This window comes from Paeniglutamicibacter sp. MACA_103 (assembly GCF_045798555.1).
GTDB lineage: Bacteria > Actinomycetota > Actinomycetes > Actinomycetales > Micrococcaceae > Paeniglutamicibacter.
On record NZ_JBIXLN010000017.1, the window covers coordinates 71672 to 89810 of the forward strand.

Here is an 18139-nt window from a genome sequence, read left to right on the forward strand (position 1 = left end):
GAAAATTGAGCCAGCCATTACCGCGCGATCCGATCCTGGAAGCGCAACGCAATTGGGAACGCCACGGGTGGGAGGACGTCGCCGAGCCGATGGCCGCGATCACCGCCCTGATGCGGACGCAACAGATCCTCCTGCAGCGCGCGGAAACGGCGCTCAAGCCCTTCGACCTCACCTTTGCCCGATACGAAATGCTCGCGTTGCTCAGCTTCGCCCGGGACGGCGCGCTGGCCATGAGCCGGGCCAGCGCGTTGCTGCAGGTCCATGCCACCTCGGTGACCAATGCCGTGGACCGGCTGGAGAGCGCCGGTCTGGTGGCCCGCACCAAGCATCCGACCGACAAGCGCACCACGCTCATTGCCCTGACCCCGCAGGGCAGGGAGCTGGCGGCGGCGGCCACCCTCGAGCTCAACGCCCAGGTCTTTGCGGACTCGGGTTTTTCCGACCGCGACATCTCCACGCTGATCCGCATCTTCTCCAAGTTCCGCCGCGACGCCGGGGACTTCTCCGCGGGCGAATCGACTTCCGAGTAGGGATTGCGCCCACCCGGGATCCGCGCACCTAGACCCCGACGAGTTCCGGAAGCCCGAGCATGCCGTCGCGCATCGCGGCGACCGAGTCGGTGAGCGAAATGAATTCGGTGTCGTGCGTGACCATCACGGTGGCCACCGAGAATTCCCTGGTCACCCGGGCCAGCAGGCGCACGATCGATTCGCTGCGCGCATTGTCCAGCGCGGCGGTGGGTTCGTCGACCAGCAGCACCTTCGGCTCCCCCATCAGGGCCCGGGCGATGTTCACGCGCTGGCGCTGGCCGCCGGAGAGTTGGTGCGGTCGCTTCTTGGCGCTGTCGGCCAAGCCCACGATGTCCAGCAGCTCCAGGGCCCGGGCCTTGGCGGGCTTCAGCGGCTTGCCGCGCAGGTGGTCGGAAATCATCAGCTGTTCGACGGCGGTCAGCGAGGCCAGCAGGTTGGGCTGCTGGAAGATGATGCCGATCTTCTCGCGGCGCAGGGCGGTCGTTTGGGCCTCGTTCAGGTCGCTGGCGGTGGTTCCGTCGACGATCACCAGCCCGCTGGTGGGCCGGATCAGCGTGGCGGCTGCCGCCAGGAGGGAGGACTTGCCCGAGCCCGAGGGTCCGATCAGCGAGAGCATCTGGCCCGCTCCCACGGCCAGGTTGACGGAGTCCAGCGCCTTGAGGGTGCCCTGCCCGTCCGGGTACTCCAGGGTCAGGTCGATCAATTGCAGGGGCATGTTGGTGGTTGCGGCTCTCTTGCCGGTGGCAGCGGTGGTCATGGGAATCCTTTGCGGAAAGGTGGGAGGTACGAAGAGGGAGGGGCGGCGGCCGGGGACTTGGCGCGGGGCTAGTTGCCGCCCAGGGCGATCAGCGGATCGACCTTGGTGACGCGGGAGACGGCGAGCCCGGCCCCGGCCAGCCCGAGCACCACGACCCCGAGGATGGGCAGGGCCGTGGTGGCGGGGCCGAGCAGGAAGGGTGCCGCGTTGGCGGCAAGGGAGCCGCCGAGGATGCCGAGGCCGCCGCCGATGCCGGCTCCGAGCAGCAGCACGATGCCGGCCTGGGTGATGGCGTCCCTCAGCACGTAGCCGCCGGAGCCGCCGAGGGCCTTGAGCACCGCGATGTCGCGGGTGCGCTGCACGGTCCAGACGGTGAGGAAGGCCAGGATCACCAGGGCCGAGATCCCGTAGAGGAATCCCTGCATCATCAGCAGCGAGCCGTTTTCGCTTTTGTAGGACCCCAGCGCGGCGTAGGAGCCGGTGCGGGTGGTGCTGACGGTGGCTGCGGCCGTGTTCGCGGCGTCAGTGTCCACGGTTGCCCCGTCCTGGTTGGTGACGGCTATGACGGTGCCGGCCTCGGTGGTGTCGCCCAGGTGGGCAAGCCTGGCCCAGGAGTCCAGGTCCGTGTAGATGACCGAGGTGTGCGAGTACCAGTTGTCGGCGGCAGTCGCGCCGACGGTCAGCTCGGTCCCGGCCATGGAGACGGTGTCCCCGACCTGGAGCGACAGGTCCTCGGCCACGGACTCGCCAATGACGACTTCTCCCTTGGCAACCTGAACAGGTGCGAGGGAACTTTCTGCCGGCACGCCGAAGACCGCGACGTTGGTGGTGCCGCTGCTGGTTTCGGACCCGGCGGCCGAACCCGTCAGGCGGGTCTGGGTGATGCCGATTGCCTCGGCCGACGCGACGCCCGGACGGGCGCCCCAGGCCGCGACCTGGTCCGCGGTGACCTGGCTTTCGGTGAAGGAGGCCTTGGGGTCGTTGCCGCTGGCGGCTCCGAAGGCGATGGTGTCCACGGGTGTGCTCGCCGAGCCGAGGTTTTTCAGTGCGGAGGTTGACTGGTCGCCCAGGCCCGCGGTGAGCCCGGAGAGCATGACCAGCAGCAGCGTGATGAGTGCGACCACCGAGCCCATGAGGGCGAAGCGGCCCCTGGCGAAGCGGATGTCGCGGATTGCAAGAAACACGGCGGGAGGTTCTCTTTCAGTGGATGGCGGAGGGGCTTGCCGGCGGCAATTTCCCCCTGTCTTGTATCCATCCTCCGTTTTGCCGCTCCCCCGCACATCGACCATATGGTCGATTGGTGCCGGGCCGACCGCTATTCGGGCATCCGCCCCTCCACCCATGAAATATACCGGCGCAGCGACCGCTGCACGGTGGCATGGGCATCCTCGCGCAGCACGCCGAAGGCGCTGTAGAGGCGGGAGAATTCCAGCGGCGTCACGATATCCAGGATCCGCTCGATGGCGCGGGCGGGCAGCGGGATGTTGTTTACGTAGCTGCGCATGGCGTTTGCAGACTTCGCGTCCCCGCCCACGGCGATCGTGTCCCCGGTGATCAGCACGCCGGCGCCGTCCTGCCCCGCCGGCCAGTGCACGACGCTGCTGCCGGCAAAGTGCCCGCCGCATTGGTACATCCAGAGCCCCGGGAGCAATTCGGCCTTCCCGTCCCACAGTTCGATGACGGGGTCGGGGCGCCGGATCCACTGCTCGTCGGCCTTGGCCACATAGACCGGGGCGTGGCCAAAACGGTGGCTGTACTGGATCGACGAGCCGGTCAGGTGCGGGTGGCTCGAGGCGATGGCCGCCACCCCGCCGAGCTCATCGATGCGGCGCGCGCCGGCCGCATCGATGAATCCGGGTGGCTCGAAAAGCAGGTTGCCGCCGGGGGTGCGGACCAGCAGCCCGCGCTGCCCGATGCCCAGTTTCGGCGTCGTGGTGACGGCGTAGAGGTCGGTCTCCAATGCGTGGACATTCAATGCGTAGCCCTGGTTTTCGAGTTCGTCGCGGGTGGTCCAGGACTGGCCGGAAGCGGGGACCCATTGGCGCTCGTCCTCGCAGATCGCGCAGCTCTCGGGCGGCTTGGGCGCCTGGGCGTGTTCGATGGCGCAGGTGGAGCAGCTGAAGATGGTCATGACGACCCTTTTCTCCCGGTTTGCAGGGCGTGGCCACACCCTGCAAAGCCCAGTAGTGGTTGAGATCAAACCGCCCCCGGCCCGGGGGCGTCGCGGACACCCTCGGTCCGCAGGCGGCGCGACCCCTGCATGGAACCGCCGGTTGCCTAGCTTCCCGACTTGTCCCGGATCTCGGTGATGATGCCGGAAAAGTCGCGTCCCGCCCCGCCCTCGTCGGCGAACCTGCGGTAGATCTGCGCGGCCATCGGGCCAAGTTGCGCGGCGACCCCGGCATTCTCCACGGCGTTCAAGGCCAGGCCGAGGTCCTTGGCCATCAGCGCGCCGGCGAAACCCGGGACATAGTCGCGGTTGGCCGGCGAGGCCGGCACGGGCCCGGGGACCGGGCAGTTGGTGGTCACGGACCAGCATTGTCCCGAGGCCGTGGAGATCACGTCGAACAGCGCCTGGTGGGTCAGTCCCAGCTTCTCGCCCAGTACGAAGGCCTCGGCGGCGCCGATCATGGAGATGCCCAGCAGCATGTTGTTGCAGATCTTTGCCGCCTGCCCGGACCCGTGCCCGCCGCAGTGCACCAGCTTCTTGCCCATGACCTCCAGCAGCGGGGTGATCTGCCCGAGGTCTGCCTCCTCGGCGCCGATCATGAACGTCAGCGTCCCGGCCTCGGCGCCGACCACGCCGCCGGAAACCGGGGCGTCGGCGGAGCGGTGCCCCGCGTCCAGCGCCAGCTGCGCCGCCTCGCGGGCCTGCGCCACGTCGATCGTGGAGCAGTCCAGGAACAGGGTGTTGGGCGGTGCGCTTTGGAGCAGTCCGGGTTCGCCCACCCCGCGGTAGGCATCGAGCAGGATGTCCCCGGAGGGGAACATCGTGAGCACGATGTTCGCGCCGGTCGCAGCCTCGGTCGCCGAGGCGGCACAGGGCACGCCGGCATTGACGGCCGCGTCCACGGCCGCGGGGACGACGTCGTAGCCCACCACGTCGAAGCCCGCCTCGATGAGGTTCACGGCCATGGGCTCGCCCATGTGCCCGAGTCCCAGGAATGCTATCCGGCCCGCGGCGGCGGGCGCTTTTTCAGTCATGTTCTTCCTCCAGCGTTATTCGACCGCGTCGCTCAGGGCGCGTGGGTTGAGTTTGAGTTCGCGTTCCCCGAGCGGGGCGAAGCAGGCGTCGATGTCTTCCTGCCGGACCTCGGCGAGGGTGGCCGGGTTCCATGCCGGGGCGTAGTCCTTGTCTATGACCTGGGCCCGGATGCCCTCGGGGAAGTCCCTGGACTTCAGGCAGCGCAGCCCCACGCGGTATTCCTGCTCCAGCGCCTCTTCGAGGGAATCCAGGTGCCGGGCCCGGCGCAGCGAGGCCAGGGTGAGCTTCAGCGCCGTCGGAGACTTCTTGCCCAGCGTCTCCACGGCGTACTGCGCCTCCTCGTTTCCGTCGCTTGCCGGTTCCCGCAGCGCGGAAAGGATTCCTTCGACGTCGTCGTGGGCATAGGCAGCGTCAAGCCAGGGCCGCCAGGATTCCAGGTTGGAGGGCGGGGCCGCAAGGACGAAGCCCGGCAGTGCCTCGTCGACCGGCGTGGATTCGAGGACCGCGAAGAGCTCCTCGGCGCGGTTGAAGTCGATGAGGTGGTCGGCAAGCCCCAGGTAGAGCACCTCGGCGGCGCCCAGGTGCTCGCCGGTGAGCGCGGCATGGGTGCCGGTTTCCCCGGGGGCGCGGGAGAGCAGGTAGGTGCCCCCGACATCCGGGACGAAGCCGATGGTGGTCTCGGGCATCCCGCTGCGCGTCCGGGTGGTGACCAGCCGGTGGCTTCCGTGCGCGGAGATCCCCACTCCCCCGCCCAGCACCAGGCCGTCCATGTAGGCGATGTAGGGCTTGGGATAGGCGTTGATCAGGGAATTGAGCCGGTATTCGGTGGCCCAGAACGCCTCGGTCTCGGTGCCGCCCGCCGCGATGTCGCGGTGGATGGCCACGATGTCGCCGCCGGCGCACAGCCCGCGTTCCCCGGACCCGCGCACCAGCACCTGGCTCACCGCGGGATCGGCGGCCCAGGCCCCGAGGGTCTCGAGCATGGTGGCGGCCATGGAGGCGGTCAGGGCATTGACGGCGCGCGGCCGGTTCAGCGTGATCACGCCCAGGCTGCCGCGGACTTCGGAAAGGACCTGTGGTTCCTCCACGTCGCCTAGCTCCCTTCCGGCATGACGAAGCTGGCGCCCTCGCGGATGCCCGAGGGCCAGCGCGTGGTCACGGTCTTGGTCTTGGTGTAGAAGCGGAAGGCGTCGGCGCCGTGCTGGTTCAGGTCCCCGAAGCCCGAGGCCTTCCAGCCGCCGAAGGTGTAGTAGGCGATCGGCACCGGGATGGGCACGTTCACCCCGACCATGCCGACTTGGACGCGGGAGGTGAAGTTCCGGGCGGTGTCGCCGTCGCGGGTGTAGATGGAGACGCCGTTGCCGAATTCGTGCTCCGAGGGCAGGCGCAGGGCCTCCTCGTAGTCCTTGGCCCGGACCACGCACAGCACCGGGCCGAAGATTTCCTCCTTGTAGATGCGCATGTTTTCGGTGACGTTGTCGAAGAGGGTGGGGCCGACCCAGAATCCGTCTTCGTGGCCTTCAACGATCAGCCCGCGGCCGTCGACCAGCAGCGAGGCGCCCTCGTCCACGCCGACCTGGATGTAGTCCTCGATGCGCTCCTTGGCGCTCTGGGCAACCACCGGCCCGAAGTCGGCCTCCTTGTCCATGCCGTCGCCGACCTTGAGCCCGGCCACGCGTTCCTTCAGCTTGGCCACCAGGGCGTCGGCCGTGGCCTCGCCGACCGGGATGGCCACCGAGATGGCCATGCAGCGTTCGCCGGCCGAACCGTACCCGGCACCCATGAGGGCGTCGGCAACCATTTCCAGGTCGGCGTCGGGCATGATCACCATGTGGTTCTTGGCCCCGCCGAAGCACTGGGCGCGCTTGCCGTTGGCCGCGGCGGTGGCGTAGATGCTCTGGGCGATCGGGGTCGAGCCCACGAAGCCGATGGCCTTCACACGCGGGTCCTCCAGCAGGGCGTCGACCGCAGTCTTGTCCCCGTTGACGACGTTGAAGACGCCGTCGGGCAGCCCTGCCTCGGTGAAGAGCTCGGCCAGGCGCAGCGGCACGGAGGGGTCGCGCTCGGAGGGCTTGAGGATGTAGGCGTTTCCCGCGGCCAGGGCCGGGCCGGCCTTCCACAGCGGGATCATGGCGGGGAAGTTGAACGGGGTGATCCCGGCAACCACGCCGAGGGGCTGGCGCAGGGAGTGCACGTCGATGTCGGTCCCGGCGCTGTCGGAGAACTCGCCCTTGAGCAGGTGCGGGGCTGCGGCGCAGAACTCGATGACCTCGAGCCCGCGCTGGATGTCCCCCTTGGAATCGGGAAAGGTCTTGCCGTGTTCGCTGGTCAGCAGCGCCGCCAGCTCGTCCATGTTCGCGTAGACCAGCTCAACGAACTTGTTCAGGATGCGGGCCCGGCGCTGGGGGTTCGTCTGCCCCCATTCGACCTGCGCTGCCTCGGCGACGGCGACGGCGGCAGCGACCTCGTCGGCCGAGGCCAGCGGGAGCCTGGACTGCACGGCACCGGTGGAGGGGTTGTACACGTCGGAGAAGCGGCCGGAGGTTCCCTTGGCGTGGGCGCCGCCCACATAATGGGTCAGTTCGCGGGTCATGTGATTGATGCTCCTAAACAAGGTTCGCCTGAACGCGGCAGCGGCCTGTGATGCGCACCACGCCTGTTAACCAAAAATATACTCGGACTTCCTACTAAATTGCTAGGTCTTTGCGTGCCCCGCCGCCGCCCATGGCCGCACCATGCATGTGCGCCGCGGCACGGGGGTCTCCGCCGGGCCGCGAGGCAAACCGCTGCGGCGCAAAACTGACCGCCGTGGTGAGAGTTGATAGGTTGGAAGGGTGAAGATTGCTACTTGGAACGTGAACTCCCTTCGTGCCCGTGCCGACCGCGTCGAGGACTGGCTGCGCCGCTCCGACGTCGATGTCCTGGCGATCCAGGAAACCAAGTGCAAGGACGAGAACTTTCCGTGGGAATTGTTTGAGAACAACGACTACGAGGTCGCACACTTCGGCCTCAGCCAGTGGAACGGCGTGGCCATCGCCTCCCGCGTGGGCCTGGACGACGTGGAACGCACCTTCGTTGACCAGCCGGCCTTCGGCAAGGGCGGCAAGGACCCCGTCCAGGAAGCGCGAGCGATCGCCGCGACCTGTGGGGGCGTGCGCGTCTGGAGCCTGTACGTGCCCAACGGCCGTGCCCTTCAAGACGAGCACATGCCCTACAAGCTCTCCTGGCTCGACACCCTCAACAAGCAGGCCGCCGGCTGGCTGGCGCAGGACCCCCAGGCGCAGGTGGCGCTGATGGGCGACTGGAACATCGCCCCGCGCGACGAGGATGTCTGGGACATCGACTTCTTCCTCGCCAACGAACTCACCCACGTCTCGCCCCCGGAGCGCGCCGCCTTCGACGCCTTCCTGCAGACCGGCTTCGTCGACGTGGTCCGCCCGCACACCGACACCCCCAAGACCTACACCTACTGGGACTACACCCAGCTGCGCTTCCCGAAGAACGAGGGCATGCGGATCGACTTCACGCTGGCCTCCCCCGCGCTGGCCGCCCGCGTGGTCGGCGCGCAGATCGACCGCAACGAGCGCAAGGGCAAGGGTGCCTCCGACCACGTCCCGGTGATCGTGGAGCTGGACTAGGCCATGGTGCAGGTCAGCGGAGCGAACCGGCGGGCCCTGCCGCCGACCTCCTACCTGCGCATTTTCGAGCCGCTGCGCGCCTTCTCGGATGCCGACCAGAAGCTGGCCGTGGCCAGCGGCCGGACCAACCGCGAGGCCATGGAGGACGCCAACGCCGCCGCGGCCCTGCAACGCCTGACCCGGCCCGCCTCCGACCCGTTCCCGCACCGGCACAAGGAATCCTTCCGCAAGCTGGTCACCACGTCCTGGGACGGGACCGTCAACACCCTGTACTGCCCGGACCAGCTGGCCACCCGCACCATCCTGGCCTCGGAACAGCTCGACGGATCCATGCGCCCGGCGTTGCTGGAACTGCTGGTCCCGGACGCCGCACGTGCGGCCAACGCGCTGCGCGTGGACCGGCAACGCTTCACCGACGACCTGGCGCACCTGCACACCCGCACCGCGACCTGGGGCATCCCCTTTGGCTGGCTGATCCTGGTGCACGAGGACGACGAGGTCGATGTCGTCGAGGACGGGGAGGAACTGCTCGCCAGCCGGATCTACACGCCGCTGCCCCAGGCCCTGGACCGGGTCCGCTACGCGGCGGCTACCCTGGCCATCCACGCACCGGAAATGGACCTGCTGGACGAGCTGGCGGCGCTGAGCGAATGGCTGCAGCTCTTTGACAAGGAGTCGGTGGTCGAGCTCGACTACGGGCGCATCGCGGCGCTCGTCTGGCCCGACGATTCGCCCCACGACCTGCGCCTGGGCATCGAGTCGTTGGCCGAATCCGACCTGACCGGAGCCGCCGCGTCTTACCGCCGGCTGTCGAACCGGTGGCTTGCCGTCCGCCAGCTGGCGCGCGCCAACTGAGGCCCTCCGGTTGCGGCTCGCGCCGGCGGCCGGGATCCGCGGCGGTTGGTAGTCTCGGATCATGACCTTGGTCCCTGCATTGCTGCTTTTTGCCCTGTACTTCCACCTGCGGCGCAAGGACCGCCGGATGCTGCGCAACGGCGTGGTGCTGGTGGCAGCCTGCTACCTGCTGCTGGTCCAGCTCGGCAACCTGTTCACGCAGTGGGTCCCCGGGGCTTCCTACGTCTACCTGGCCGTCCTGGCCCTGGCCCCGCTGGCGATCCTGGCGCTCGCGGCCGCGCTGATCCACAACGGCGTGGTGATGCACCGCAACGAGGGCAGGCGCCTGGGCAACATGGTCTCGCTGCTGCTGGGCCTGCTGCTCATCGGGCTGCCGGTGCTGGCGGTTGCGCTGGTGCTGACGCTCAATCCGCTGGGCGTCGGCCTGGCGGCGCTGCTCTTCTTCCTGTGCAGCTATTTCGGCGTGGTGTTCGTGGTGTTCCTCGCCTACGCCGTCGCGTACGGGCGCATGCCGTTCCGCGAGGACCCGCGGGGCATCGTGGTGCTGGGCTCGCGGCTGGTCGACGGCAAGGTGCCGCCCCTGCTGCGCAGCCGGCTCGACAAGGCGCTGGCTATCTACCGCAGCACCTCGCCGCGGCCGCTGCTGATTCCCTCCGGCGGCCAGGGGGCCGACGAGCCGTTCCCCGAGGGCGTGGCGATGGGCGAGTACCTGGTCTCGGCCGGGGCTGCGCCCGAGGACGTCGTGGTGGAGGACCGGGCCGTGAACACCGAGCAGAACCTGCGGCTCTCCGCGAAGGCGTTTGCCGCCGCGGGACGCAGCGGCCCGCTGTTGGCGGTGACCAACAACTACCACGTGCTGCGTGCGGCGCTGCTGGCCCGCCGGCTTCAGATCGACGCCGAGGTGGTCGGATCACCCACGGCCCGGTACTACCTGCCAAGCGCGTTCCTGCGCGAGTACGTGGCGGTGCTGGTGGAGCACAAGTGGCTGCACGCGCTGCTGTTCCTGCCGTTCGCGGGCCTCACCGGGGTGCTGGTCATGGCGTTCATCGCGAACCGGGGGTAGCCCGGTTCGGCTACAGGACGCGCTCGACCCGGGCGAAGCGGGAGCGCGCGCCCACCGCCAGGTACACCACCACGGGACCGCTGACGCCCAGCGCCTGCTGGACCACCTGCGCCGCCCGGGCAACGTCCCGGCCCAGGGGCCCGGGCGCGGTGCCCTTGCGCGGCTGGACCTTGATCCGCAGCCCGGCGTCCGGTTCCAGCTCCCAGACGCTGACGCCGATCGAGATGACGTCGTTGCGCCGCCCCAGGACATGGCGCAGCGCCTGCTCGACCGCGCTCTGGGAGATCTCCACCCGGCCCGGCAGGGGCTCGTCGTCAAAGTAGGCGGAAACGTAGTCGCCGCCCCGGCCACGGCCCTGCACGGCAATCCACCACAGCGCCAACAGGATGAGGCAAAGAAGCAGGGCGGTGATGAGGATCCACAGCCAGGATTCCCGCTGCCCCGGCAGCGTGGTGGCCGCCAGGACCTCATTGGTCCGCGCGCCCGCATCGGCCGCGACCCGCCGCCACCCGGCGGCGTAGCCCGGCGAAAGGGCGGAGAACACCAGGTGCGCGCCGCATGCCAGCAGCGCCAAGCCCACGATGGCCAGCAGGATCCGGTTGAGCAAGCGGGGAGTGCGGTTCACTGGCCGATCACCCCACGTTCGGCAACCCTGATGTAGACCTGCGGCAGCGGCTCGACCAGGTTGGTGCGCAGCTCGTCCTCCAGCCCGGCCACGACGAGTGCGGGGTTGATGGGCGTGCCCGAGGTCGGGCTCAGCTGCACCTCGACACGGTCGCGGTGCACGGTGACAATTGCCTGCCCGGGTCCCACGCCGGCTTCGGCGCGGGCGCGTCTTGCCAGCGACGCGGCCAGCACCTGGTCGTCGACGAGGACCACACCGTCCTCGCAGGCAAGCGCGTGGCGGGCGTGGCGCCCGCGGCGCAGCCCGTGCACCAGCAGCACCAACCCAAAGACCAGGGCGCAGAGGCCAATGGCCACCTGTGCCGCGGGGTCCAGACGCCCGGGCAGCGTCGAAATCCAGTGCCACCAGGTTTCCGGGGCGGCAAGCAGCGCTTCCTGGCCCAGGGCCTTGAGCGCCGACTCCAGAAGGGCGTACAGGCATACCGGCAGGGCGAGCACCGCCACGGCGATGGCCGCCGGCGAACGACCACTGGTGAGCTCCCGCTCCCTGATGTCCGCGTTTTCCTCCCGCATCAGCGCCTCCGATCTGCGGCGGAATCCACGATCCCGGTGACCCGCACGTCAACCCGGCTGACCAGGGAACCGGTCAGCTCGCTGAACTGTTTGCCTATTTCCCCCCGCTGGCTGCGCACCCGGTCGAGGACGGTGGGTCCCGCGGACGCTGCGGGGCCGGCCAACGGCAAGGGCAGGTGGACGGTCAGTGCCAGGTAGCCTGCGTCGTCGCGCAGAAACGCCCGCACCAGTCCCGGGTCCACACCGAAGACGTTGGCAGCCACCGCCCGCGCGGTGGCGGTGAGTGCCTGCGCGCTGACCCGGGTGTGACCGGCGCGTGGAGCACTCGCCGCTTCCCGCAGCGGCGTGGGGACGCTCTGGCTCATGACGAAGATCGTCGCCCGGTCAGGGCGTCAAGGATGGCGCGCATGTCGACCCGCCCGCCGACAACCCTGGATGCCAGGGCGCCGATGGACATGAACAGCGCCATCAGGAGGAAGCCTCCGAGGCCGTGCTCAAGCGCGGCCCAGGCCAGGATGGCCCCCAGGAGCGCGCCAATGAGTGTCACTTTCATGCTTGGCCTTCCGTCGCCGCGTTGCGCCGTTTTTCGGATACGGGTTGGGGGACGGGAAGATGCACGTCCCCGATCTCGATGTTCACCTCAATGACCTCGAAGTCCGTGAGGTCCTGGACAGCGACGAATACCGCCTCGCGCACCGCCGTCGCCAGGTCGTGCAGGCGGTACCCGTACGAAGCGGTGAGCACAAGGTCTATGGCGACCTGCCGCGTACCGACTTCCACGCTGACCCCATGGGCCGGCTCGGTGGCGGAACCCACAGCGCCGCGCAGGGCGCCCAGCGCCCGCGAGGTTCCCAGTCCCAGGGAATGGACCCCGGGAATGCCGCGAGCGGCAGCCGCGGCGACCTTTGCCACGGCGAGGTCGGTGATTTTCGTTGTTCCGCTGGCTTCAGTTTCGGGCAGGTTGTGCACCGAAAGTTCACGATCCATGGGTCCGGTCCTCTCTGCGCTCGCCTCACCATGCTCGGCGTACGCCCCCAGCCTACAGCCGATTGTGATGGACATCGCAAGAATTGGCAGGTGGGTTGGGGTTCTTCAGACAACGCCGACCACTTTTTCCCGAAAATGCGGGTCCGCAAGGTGCGGGAGTGCGGGTACTGGGTTAAAGCAAAAACCCCCTTGGAAACAAGGGGGTTTTAGATGGTGGCTCCGACCGGCGTCGATCCGGTGACCTTTCGATTTTCAGTCGAACGCTCTACCAACTGAGCTACAGAGCCTGGCATCATCAGGCTAGATGATCACCCGATCTTCCGGCGAACCGGAAAACCTAAGCGACCCTGACGGGACTTGAACCCGCGACCTCCGCCGTGACAGGGCGGCGCGCTAACCAACTGCGCTACAGGGCCTTATTCGCGAAGTCTCCCTCGCTCACAAGACAAGAACTCTACCAGAGCTTTTCGCTCCGACAAAATCCAGATTTCGTGCGTACCCCCAACGGGATTCGAACCCGTGCCGCTGCCGTGAAAGGGCAGTGTCCTAGGCCGCTAGACGATGGGGGCCAGGAACCACCGCGCTGGATTACTCCGCCGCAGTGGACTCAAATAACTATAGAGGTAAATTTCCCACCGCGCAAAACGAGGCGCGCGTGATGATCGACACGGACGTATTTGCCCCGGCCTCCGGCCGTTCACCTCGCCGAACGGCCGTCGAGGCCCGGTCGGGCAGTAGGTAGAGTGCAACTCATGGGGTACGAAATGACTGACGACGAGTTTGAGATTGTGGCCGAGCGTGCCCTGGACGAAATCCCGGAAGCCCTGCTTTCCATGATGGAGAATGTCGCCATCTTCATCGAGGATGCATACACGCCGCTGCCCGGCGAGGATCCCACGACCAAGCTGCTGGGGCTTTACGAGGGAACCTCACTCACGGAACGTGATTCGGGTTGGGGCGCCGGGGCCATGCCCGACCGCATCACCATATTCAAGGACGCGATCCTTGAGGTTTGCTCCAGCGAGAAGCAGGTTGTCGAAGAAGTCGGGATCACGATCGTTCACGAGATTGCCCACCATTTCGGCATAGACGACGATCGGCTTCATGAACTCGGGTGGGGCTAGGGCAGGACCCTCCCCCACGGGACTCACGGCCAAAACAAGATCCCCGACCGGCCGCAAACGATCGAACTTTCCGAATAACCGCCATGCATTAATACGGCCTCGCCCGATACCCCCACCGCGTGCCGACCGGCCCCAACGGCCGTCGGCATCGGGCGTTCGACGGATCGGCGGCAATCTCGACACTCCGCCCTGACCTATGACGACCCGTTTGCGGGCGGATGGGCCATTTCGAAATGCCGCCAAAATTCCGAGAAAATTATCGAATAATTACACCGCTGTAATTGCAGTTAATGATGTGACTGGTGTTGCCAGTGTGAATAGTTATCCCATAAGGTGCTAGAGGAAGCAGCGATCAGGCCGCACCGTTCCGGCCGTATTTCCCGCACCTGTTGCAGGACTTGCATACCGATCGCCGAAGTAAGGAACTACACGGCATGGCAATCAGGGAAACACTGGGCGTCGCCGCCTGCTCAATTGCGCTGGCTGCCACGTGCTTTAGCGGCGCGCTCCCGGCAGTGGCGTCAACAGCGGCAGCACCGTTAACCCTCAGTGTCGCGACGGAGCCCAACACCTCCAGCGCCGCGCTTCCCACCCAGGCGCAGCTGCAGGCCGCCAAGTCCGATCCCGAGGCGCTGAAGGCGCTGGTCGAACGGCTCGAGTCCCACATCGAATCCGGTCGCCAGGGCATCATCACCGCCGAGGCCGCCGCACTGGACGCCCAGGACAACCTGCTGGCCGCCGATGAACTGCTCGCCGAACGCACCCAGGCCGCCGCCGAAGCCGCCGCCGAGGCTGAAAAAGCCACCGAATACCTGCTCTCGAGCAAGAAGGACGTCGGGGCCCTGGCCTCGGACCTGTACCGCAATGGCGGAATCAATCCCGGCGTCGTCACGCTGCTCGAAGACTCCAAGGACAACGACGTCCTGTACAAGGCCTCCACCATGGACGCCTTGAGCGCCAACCGCACCCTGACGGTCAGCAACGCCGAGGACGCTGCCGCACTGTGGACCGCATGGCAGGACTATGCCGCTGCCGCTGCCAAGGCTGCCGACGAAGCCACCGCGGCCCAGCAAACCGCTGCGGCGGAAGCATCGTCGACGCTTTCCAGCTTCCAGGCCTCCGTCGCACCCCAGGAAAAACTCCGCGAAGAGCTCATCGGGCAACTGGCGTACCTGCACGACGTCGATGCCAGTGAGGAAGCCGAGCGCATTGCCGCCAAGGAGGCGGCCGCCGAGGCCAAGAAGCTTCAGGAACTGATTCAGAACGCGCCCCAGGCCAAGCCCCTCGTGGTCGCGCAGAGCAAGGCGCCCGAGATCAAGCCGCTGGCCGCCCCGCCCAGGGTCCCCGACGAGCGCCCGCAGAACCAAACCCTGGTTCCCAAGCCGTCCGCGCCCAAGGCCCCGCAACTCACCGTCGCGGTTCCGCCGAAGGAAGCACCGGCACCGGCCAAGCCCGCTCCCCAGACGCCCAAGGCCACCCCTAAGCCGACTCCCGCGCCCGAGGCGCCCAGGGAAACGGTCACGCCAAAGCCCAAGCCGGCTCCGGAGCCCGAGGCTCCGAAGGAAACGGTTAAGCCGAAGCCCAAGCCAACCCCTTCGCCGAAGCCGACGGTCGCCCCGCAGGCCCCGAAACCGTCGATCAAGCCCAAGCCCGAGCCGACGCCCGAGCCCACCAAGGAGCCCGAGGCGCCGCAGTCCTCCGGCAACTACAACGCCGCCTTCTCCTGGGGCCACATGATTGCAAACGACGAATCCAAGCAGTACAGGTACGGTGCCAACGGACCCGACTTCTACGACTGCTCGTCCTTCACCAAGGCCGCATACGCCAAGTCGGGCATTTACCTGCCCCGGACCTCGTCGCAGCAGTATGCGGCAGCGCCGACGAAGGTCCCCCTGAGCCAGCTGCGCCCCGGCGACCTGGTCTTCTCCTCGTCCAATGGCGGCAGTTCCTTCTACCACGTCGCCATCTACCTGGGCGGCGGGCAGGTCCTGCATGCGCGCAACCCGGCCAGCGGCATCTCCGTGACCCAACTGAGCTGGGTCAACAACCTGCACCCGTATGCGGGACGCTACTAGGGCAGGACCCACTCCAAGAACAAAAGCGTGAGGGCGTGACAACCAGTGGTTGCCACGCCCTCACGCATTGGAGAGCGAAAACGGCTTACAGGCCGTTGGCCCTGTCCTCGAACTCCTGGCGGGAGGCCAGGCGCGGATCCTCGCCGTCCGGGACCACCATGACCGGGCCCTTGGAGTGGTGCAGCACGCCCTGGCTGGTCGAGCCCAGCAGCATGCCGGCGAAGCCGCCGCGGCCGCGCGAGCCGGTCACCAGCAGCAGCGCCGTCTCCGATTCGCGGATGAGGATCTCCACCGGGGCGCCGTCGATGACGTCGGTTTCGATCTCGAGTCCCGGGAACAGGCTCTGCAGCCAGGCCTTGCCGATCCCCATCTGGTGGCGTACGTCGGCGGTAACCGCTTCCTGGTCGACGGTGGCCGGCATCCAGGCCAGTGCGCCGCTGATCGGGGCCAGGGCACACACCACGCGCAGGGTCAGTCCGCGGGTGGCTGCCAGCTCGGCGGCCACCAGCACGGCCAGACGCGCCCGGTCGGATCCGTCGACACCGACAACGATCCGGTCCTGGACCTTCGATGCATCCTCGTCCCGCGTGGCCACGCACAGCGGAACCACGACCGTGGGGCACTTGGCGTGTGCCGGCAGCGCGCTGGAAACCGAGCCGAGCAGCCTGCCCACGAATCCGCCGCGGCCGCGGGTGCCGACCACGACCAGTTCGGCCTGGCGGCTCAGGTCCAGCAACACCCCGGCGGGATCGCCCGACTCGATGTAGGTGCGGACCGTGATGTCCGTATCGGTGATGGTGGCCCGCGCCTGGCGAACGACTTCCTCCGCGCCGTTGCGGATCAATTGGTCATCCAGCGTTGCATAGCCGGCGTCCATGGAGGACGCGGCAAAGACCGGGATCGTATAGGCGGTCACGATATTCAAGACGCTTCCGCGCCTCTTGGCTTCCTGCGCCGCCCATTTCAGGGCGCAGAGGCCCTGGTCCGAACCGTCGACGCCGACAACGATCCCTTCGATGACCTCGGCGCCACCCTGGGACTTGCTGTTTTCGCTCATCGTCTTCACTCCTACGTGTAACGGTCTGAGTCCTCCCGGGCTTCCCCCGTACGAGGTCCCGTACTCCCATTGTTCACCACAGTGTGACGTGGGTCTATCTGTCGTTGAGCGTGGCGCATTTCTCCCCGGATTTTTCGCCTAGCGGCGTAAAGCCGAACTATAATTCCCACATGCCCCCTCAGGAAAAAACCCTCTCCCAAAGGACCGACCTGTCCCGTATGGACCGGTATTTCAAGATCACCGAACGCGGCTCGACCTACTCGCGGGAGATCCGTGGCGGCTTCGCCACTTTCTTCGCCATGAGCTACATCGTGGTGCTCAACCCGCTGATCCTTTCCGGTGCCGACTCCAACGGCGACGCGCTGGGCTCTGCCCGTGTCGCTGCCGTCACCGCGCTGGTCGCCGGCATCATGACGATCCTCATGGGGGCGTGGGCCAAGCACCCGTTCGCCATGGCCGCCGGCCTGGGCGTCAACGCCTTCATCGCCGTCACCGTCGCCGCCAACCCGGGACTCACCTGGCCCGACGTCATGGGACTCGTCGTCATTTCCGGCGTGACCATGCTGGTGCTGGTGCTCACCGGATTCCGGACCGCGGTGTTCAACGCGGTGCCCGCCAGCCTCAAGTCGGCCATCGTGGTCGGCATCGGCATGTTCATCGCGCTCATCGGCCTGGTCAATGCCGGCTTCGTGCGCCGCGTCCCGGACGCCGCCGGCACCACCGTCCCGGTGGGCCTGGGCTTTGACGGTTCGCTGACCGGCTGGCCGATCCTGGTGTTCCTCGTGGGCCTGCTGCTCACCATCGCCCTGGTGGTGCGCCAGACCAAGGGCGCCATCCTCATCGGCATCGTGGTCTCCGCCGTCCTGGCCAACATCCTCGAGGCCGTCTTCGACATCGGCCCGTCCTTCGATGCCGCCACCGGGACGGCGAACCCGCAGGGCTGGTCCCTGGTGGCCCCCTCGATGCCGACCTGGGCCCTTCCGGACCTGTCCCTGGTGGGCCAGGCCAACGTCTTCGGTGCGTTCAGCACCCTGGGCGCCACCTCGGCCCTGCTGCTGGCCTTCGTGATCCTGCTGTCGATCTTCTTCGACGCCATGGGCACCATGGTGGGCCTGGCCAACGAGGCCGGGACGGTCGACGAGGACGGGAACATCCCGGACGTGGACAAGGTGCTGCTGGTCGACGCCATGGGTGCTGTGGTCGGCGGCGCGGCTTCGGGCTCCTCCAGCCAGATCTACGTCGAATCCGGCGCCGGCATCGGCGAGGGCGCCCGCACGGGCCTGGCCTCCATCGTCACCGGCGTGCTGTTCCTGGCCGCCATGTTCCTGACCCCGCTGATCCACCTGGTGCCGTTCGAGGCCGTCGCCCCCGCCCTGGTGGTTGTCGGCTTCATGATGATCTCGCACGTCTCCAAGATCGACTGGAACGACTGGGGCGTGGCCATCCCGGCGTTCCTCACGTTCGTGTTGATGCCCTTCACCTACTCGATCGCCAACGGCATCGGCGCCGGCTTCGTCGCCTTCGTCTTCATCCGTTCGATCCAGGGCCGCGCCCGCGAGGTGCACCCGCTGATGTGGGCCGTCGCCGGCGCGTTCGTGCTGTTCTTCGGCATCGGCGTCATCGAGCAGGCCATCGGCATCTAGGCACGCCA

General features: G+C 67.6%; 19 protein-coding genes and 3 tRNA genes. 7 read left to right on the forward strand and 15 right to left on the reverse strand.

Features of this window, described 5'->3' with window-relative positions:
• Positions 1-5 precede the first annotated feature (5 nt).
• The gene (locus ACIPVK_RS10100; protein ID WP_407611842.1) at positions 6-530 is read left to right on the forward strand and encodes a MarR family winged helix-turn-helix transcriptional regulator; all 525 of its coding nucleotides are present in this window, start codon (positions 6-8) and stop codon (positions 528-530) included.
• 28 nt (positions 531-558) lie between these two features.
• On the opposite strand, the gene ACIPVK_RS10105 is transcribed toward ACIPVK_RS10100, so the two are convergent.
• The 6 genes from ACIPVK_RS10105 to ACIPVK_RS10130 form a co-directional block, all read right to left on the reverse strand.
• Positions 559-1287 (reverse strand): ABC transporter ATP-binding protein, encoded by a 729-nt coding sequence (locus tag ACIPVK_RS10105; protein ID WP_407611843.1) that lies wholly within the window; start codon positions 1285-1287, stop codon positions 559-561.
• Between the two features lie 68 nt (positions 1288-1355).
• The gene (locus tag ACIPVK_RS10110) at positions 1356-2471 is read right to left on the reverse strand and encodes an ABC transporter permease (RefSeq protein WP_407611844.1); all 1116 of its coding nucleotides are present in this window, start codon (positions 2469-2471) and stop codon (positions 1356-1358) included.
• A gap of 131 nt (positions 2472-2602) precedes the next feature.
• Complete coding sequence (locus ACIPVK_RS10115) at positions 2603-3418, reverse strand: hydrolase (RefSeq protein WP_407611845.1); 816 nt, start codon at positions 3416-3418, stop codon at positions 2603-2605.
• A gap of 146 nt (positions 3419-3564) precedes the next feature.
• A complete protein-coding gene (gene mmsB / locus ACIPVK_RS10120) occupies positions 3565-4491 on the reverse strand; it encodes a 3-hydroxyisobutyrate dehydrogenase (protein ID WP_407611846.1) in 927 nt (308 codons plus the stop codon).
• A 15-nt stretch (positions 4492-4506) separates the two neighbouring features.
• Positions 4507-5580 carry an enoyl-CoA hydratase/isomerase family protein gene (locus ACIPVK_RS10125; protein ID WP_407611847.1) on the reverse strand — a complete coding sequence of 358 codons (1074 nt, stop codon included), beginning with the start codon at positions 5578-5580 and terminating at the stop codon, positions 4507-4509.
• A 5-nt stretch (positions 5581-5585) separates the two neighbouring features.
• Positions 5586-7085, reverse strand: coding sequence for a CoA-acylating methylmalonate-semialdehyde dehydrogenase (locus tag ACIPVK_RS10130; protein WP_407611848.1), 1500 nt, complete (start codon positions 7083-7085; stop codon positions 5586-5588).
• Between the two features lie 241 nt (positions 7086-7326).
• On the opposite strand from ACIPVK_RS10130, the gene ACIPVK_RS10135 reads away from it, so the two are divergent.
• The 3 genes from ACIPVK_RS10135 (at position 7327) to ACIPVK_RS10145 (ending at position 10048) form a co-directional block, all read left to right on the forward strand.
• Positions 7327-8130 carry an exodeoxyribonuclease III gene (locus ACIPVK_RS10135; RefSeq protein WP_407611849.1) on the forward strand — a complete coding sequence of 268 codons (804 nt, stop codon included), beginning with the start codon at positions 7327-7329 and terminating at the stop codon, positions 8128-8130.
• Between the two features lie 3 nt (positions 8131-8133).
• Positions 8134-8985 carry a hypothetical protein gene (locus ACIPVK_RS10140; RefSeq protein WP_407611850.1) on the forward strand — a complete coding sequence of 284 codons (852 nt, stop codon included), beginning with the start codon at positions 8134-8136 and terminating at the stop codon, positions 8983-8985.
• Positions 8986-9046: 61 nt separating this feature from the next.
• Positions 9047-10048 carry a YdcF family protein gene (locus ACIPVK_RS10145; protein WP_407611851.1) on the forward strand — a complete coding sequence of 334 codons (1002 nt, stop codon included), beginning with the start codon at positions 9047-9049 and terminating at the stop codon, positions 10046-10048.
• Positions 10049-10058: 10 nt separating this feature from the next.
• On the opposite strand, the gene ACIPVK_RS10150 is transcribed toward ACIPVK_RS10145, so the two are convergent.
• From ACIPVK_RS10150 to ACIPVK_RS10185, 8 genes are all read right to left on the reverse strand, one after another.
• On the reverse strand, positions 10059-10673 hold the full coding sequence (locus ACIPVK_RS10150; protein WP_407611852.1) for a hypothetical protein: 615 nt from the start codon (positions 10671-10673) through the stop codon (positions 10059-10061).
• Complete coding sequence (locus tag ACIPVK_RS10155; protein ID WP_407611853.1) at positions 10670-11245, reverse strand: hypothetical protein; 576 nt, start codon at positions 11243-11245, stop codon at positions 10670-10672. Before ACIPVK_RS10155 ends, ACIPVK_RS10150 begins: the two co-directional genes overlap by 4 nt.
• Positions 11245-11610 (reverse strand): hypothetical protein, encoded by a 366-nt coding sequence (locus ACIPVK_RS10160; RefSeq protein ID WP_407611854.1) that lies wholly within the window; start codon positions 11608-11610, stop codon positions 11245-11247. Before ACIPVK_RS10160 ends, ACIPVK_RS10155 begins: the two co-directional genes overlap by 1 nt.
• A complete protein-coding gene (locus ACIPVK_RS10165; RefSeq protein WP_407611855.1) occupies positions 11607-11798 on the reverse strand; it encodes a hypothetical protein in 192 nt (63 codons plus the stop codon). Before ACIPVK_RS10165 ends, ACIPVK_RS10160 begins: the two co-directional genes overlap by 4 nt.
• Positions 11795-12232: an Asp23/Gls24 family envelope stress response protein gene (locus tag ACIPVK_RS10170; protein ID WP_407611856.1), complete on the reverse strand. Its 438-nt coding sequence runs from the start codon at positions 12230-12232 to the stop codon at positions 11795-11797. The genes ACIPVK_RS10165 and ACIPVK_RS10170 overlap by 4 nt, the downstream gene beginning before the upstream one ends.
• Positions 12233-12443: 211 nt before the next feature.
• Positions 12444-12519 (reverse strand) — tRNA-Phe (locus ACIPVK_RS10175).
• Positions 12520-12574: 55 nt separating this feature from the next.
• A tRNA-Asp gene (locus ACIPVK_RS10180) sits at positions 12575-12648 on the reverse strand.
• 80 nt (positions 12649-12728) lie between these two features.
• Positions 12729-12801, reverse strand: a tRNA-Glu gene (locus tag ACIPVK_RS10185).
• Between the two features lie 183 nt (positions 12802-12984).
• Between ACIPVK_RS10185 and ACIPVK_RS10190 the strand changes: the two genes are divergently transcribed.
• On the forward strand, positions 12985-13356 hold the full coding sequence (locus tag ACIPVK_RS10190) for a metallopeptidase family protein (RefSeq protein WP_407611857.1): 372 nt from the start codon (positions 12985-12987) through the stop codon (positions 13354-13356).
• Between the two features lie 434 nt (positions 13357-13790).
• Positions 13791-15431 carry a C40 family peptidase gene (locus ACIPVK_RS10195; protein WP_407611858.1) on the forward strand — a complete coding sequence of 547 codons (1641 nt, stop codon included), beginning with the start codon at positions 13791-13793 and terminating at the stop codon, positions 15429-15431.
• A gap of 85 nt (positions 15432-15516) precedes the next feature.
• Here the strand turns inward: ACIPVK_RS10195 and ACIPVK_RS10200 are convergent, their stop codons facing one another.
• Complete coding sequence (locus tag ACIPVK_RS10200) at positions 15517-16488, reverse strand: universal stress protein (protein ID WP_407611859.1); 972 nt, start codon at positions 16486-16488, stop codon at positions 15517-15519.
• Between the two features lie 170 nt (positions 16489-16658).
• Between ACIPVK_RS10200 and ACIPVK_RS10205 the strand changes: the two genes are divergently transcribed.
• Positions 16659-18131 carry an NCS2 family permease gene (locus ACIPVK_RS10205; RefSeq protein ID WP_407611860.1) on the forward strand — a complete coding sequence of 491 codons (1473 nt, stop codon included), beginning with the start codon at positions 16659-16661 and terminating at the stop codon, positions 18129-18131.
• Positions 18132-18139 lie beyond the last annotated feature (8 nt).

Excerpts from the sequence above, each read along its gene's own strand:
- ACIPVK_RS10105 (WP_407611843.1), bottom strand. The coding sequence starts at position 1,287 with ATGACCACCGCTGCCACCGGCAAGAGAGCCGCAACCACCAACATGCCC.
- ACIPVK_RS10115 (WP_407611845.1), bottom strand. The coding sequence starts at position 3,418 with ATGACCATCTTCAGCTGCTCCACCTGCGCCATCGAACACGCCCAGGCG.
- mmsB (WP_407611846.1), bottom strand. The coding sequence starts at position 4,491 with ATGACTGAAAAAGCGCCCGCCGCCGCGGGCCGGATAGCATTCCTGGGA.
- ACIPVK_RS10130 (WP_407611848.1), bottom strand. The coding sequence starts at position 7,085 with ATGACCCGCGAACTGACCCATTATGTGGGCGGCGCCCACGCCAAGGGA.
- ACIPVK_RS10140 (WP_407611850.1), top strand. The coding sequence starts at position 8,134 with ATGGTGCAGGTCAGCGGAGCGAACCGGCGGGCCCTGCCGCCGACCTCC.
- ACIPVK_RS10145 (WP_407611851.1), top strand. The coding sequence starts at position 9,047 with ATGACCTTGGTCCCTGCATTGCTGCTTTTTGCCCTGTACTTCCACCTG.
- ACIPVK_RS10155 (WP_407611853.1), bottom strand. The coding sequence starts at position 11,245 with ATGCGGGAGGAAAACGCGGACATCAGGGAGCGGGAGCTCACCAGTGGT.
- ACIPVK_RS10160 (WP_407611854.1), bottom strand. The coding sequence starts at position 11,610 with ATGAGCCAGAGCGTCCCCACGCCGCTGCGGGAAGCGGCGAGTGCTCCA.
- ACIPVK_RS10165 (WP_407611855.1), bottom strand. The coding sequence starts at position 11,798 with ATGAAAGTGACACTCATTGGCGCGCTCCTGGGGGCCATCCTGGCCTGG.
- ACIPVK_RS10170 (WP_407611856.1), bottom strand. The coding sequence starts at position 12,232 with ATGGATCGTGAACTTTCGGTGCACAACCTGCCCGAAACTGAAGCCAGC.
- ACIPVK_RS10190 (WP_407611857.1), top strand. The coding sequence starts at position 12,985 with ATGGGGTACGAAATGACTGACGACGAGTTTGAGATTGTGGCCGAGCGT.
- ACIPVK_RS10195 (WP_407611858.1), top strand. The coding sequence starts at position 13,791 with ATGGCAATCAGGGAAACACTGGGCGTCGCCGCCTGCTCAATTGCGCTG.
- ACIPVK_RS10200 (WP_407611859.1), bottom strand. The coding sequence starts at position 16,488 with ATGAGCGAAAACAGCAAGTCCCAGGGTGGCGCCGAGGTCATCGAAGGG.
- ACIPVK_RS10205 (WP_407611860.1), top strand. The coding sequence starts at position 16,659 with ATGCCCCCTCAGGAAAAAACCCTCTCCCAAAGGACCGACCTGTCCCGT.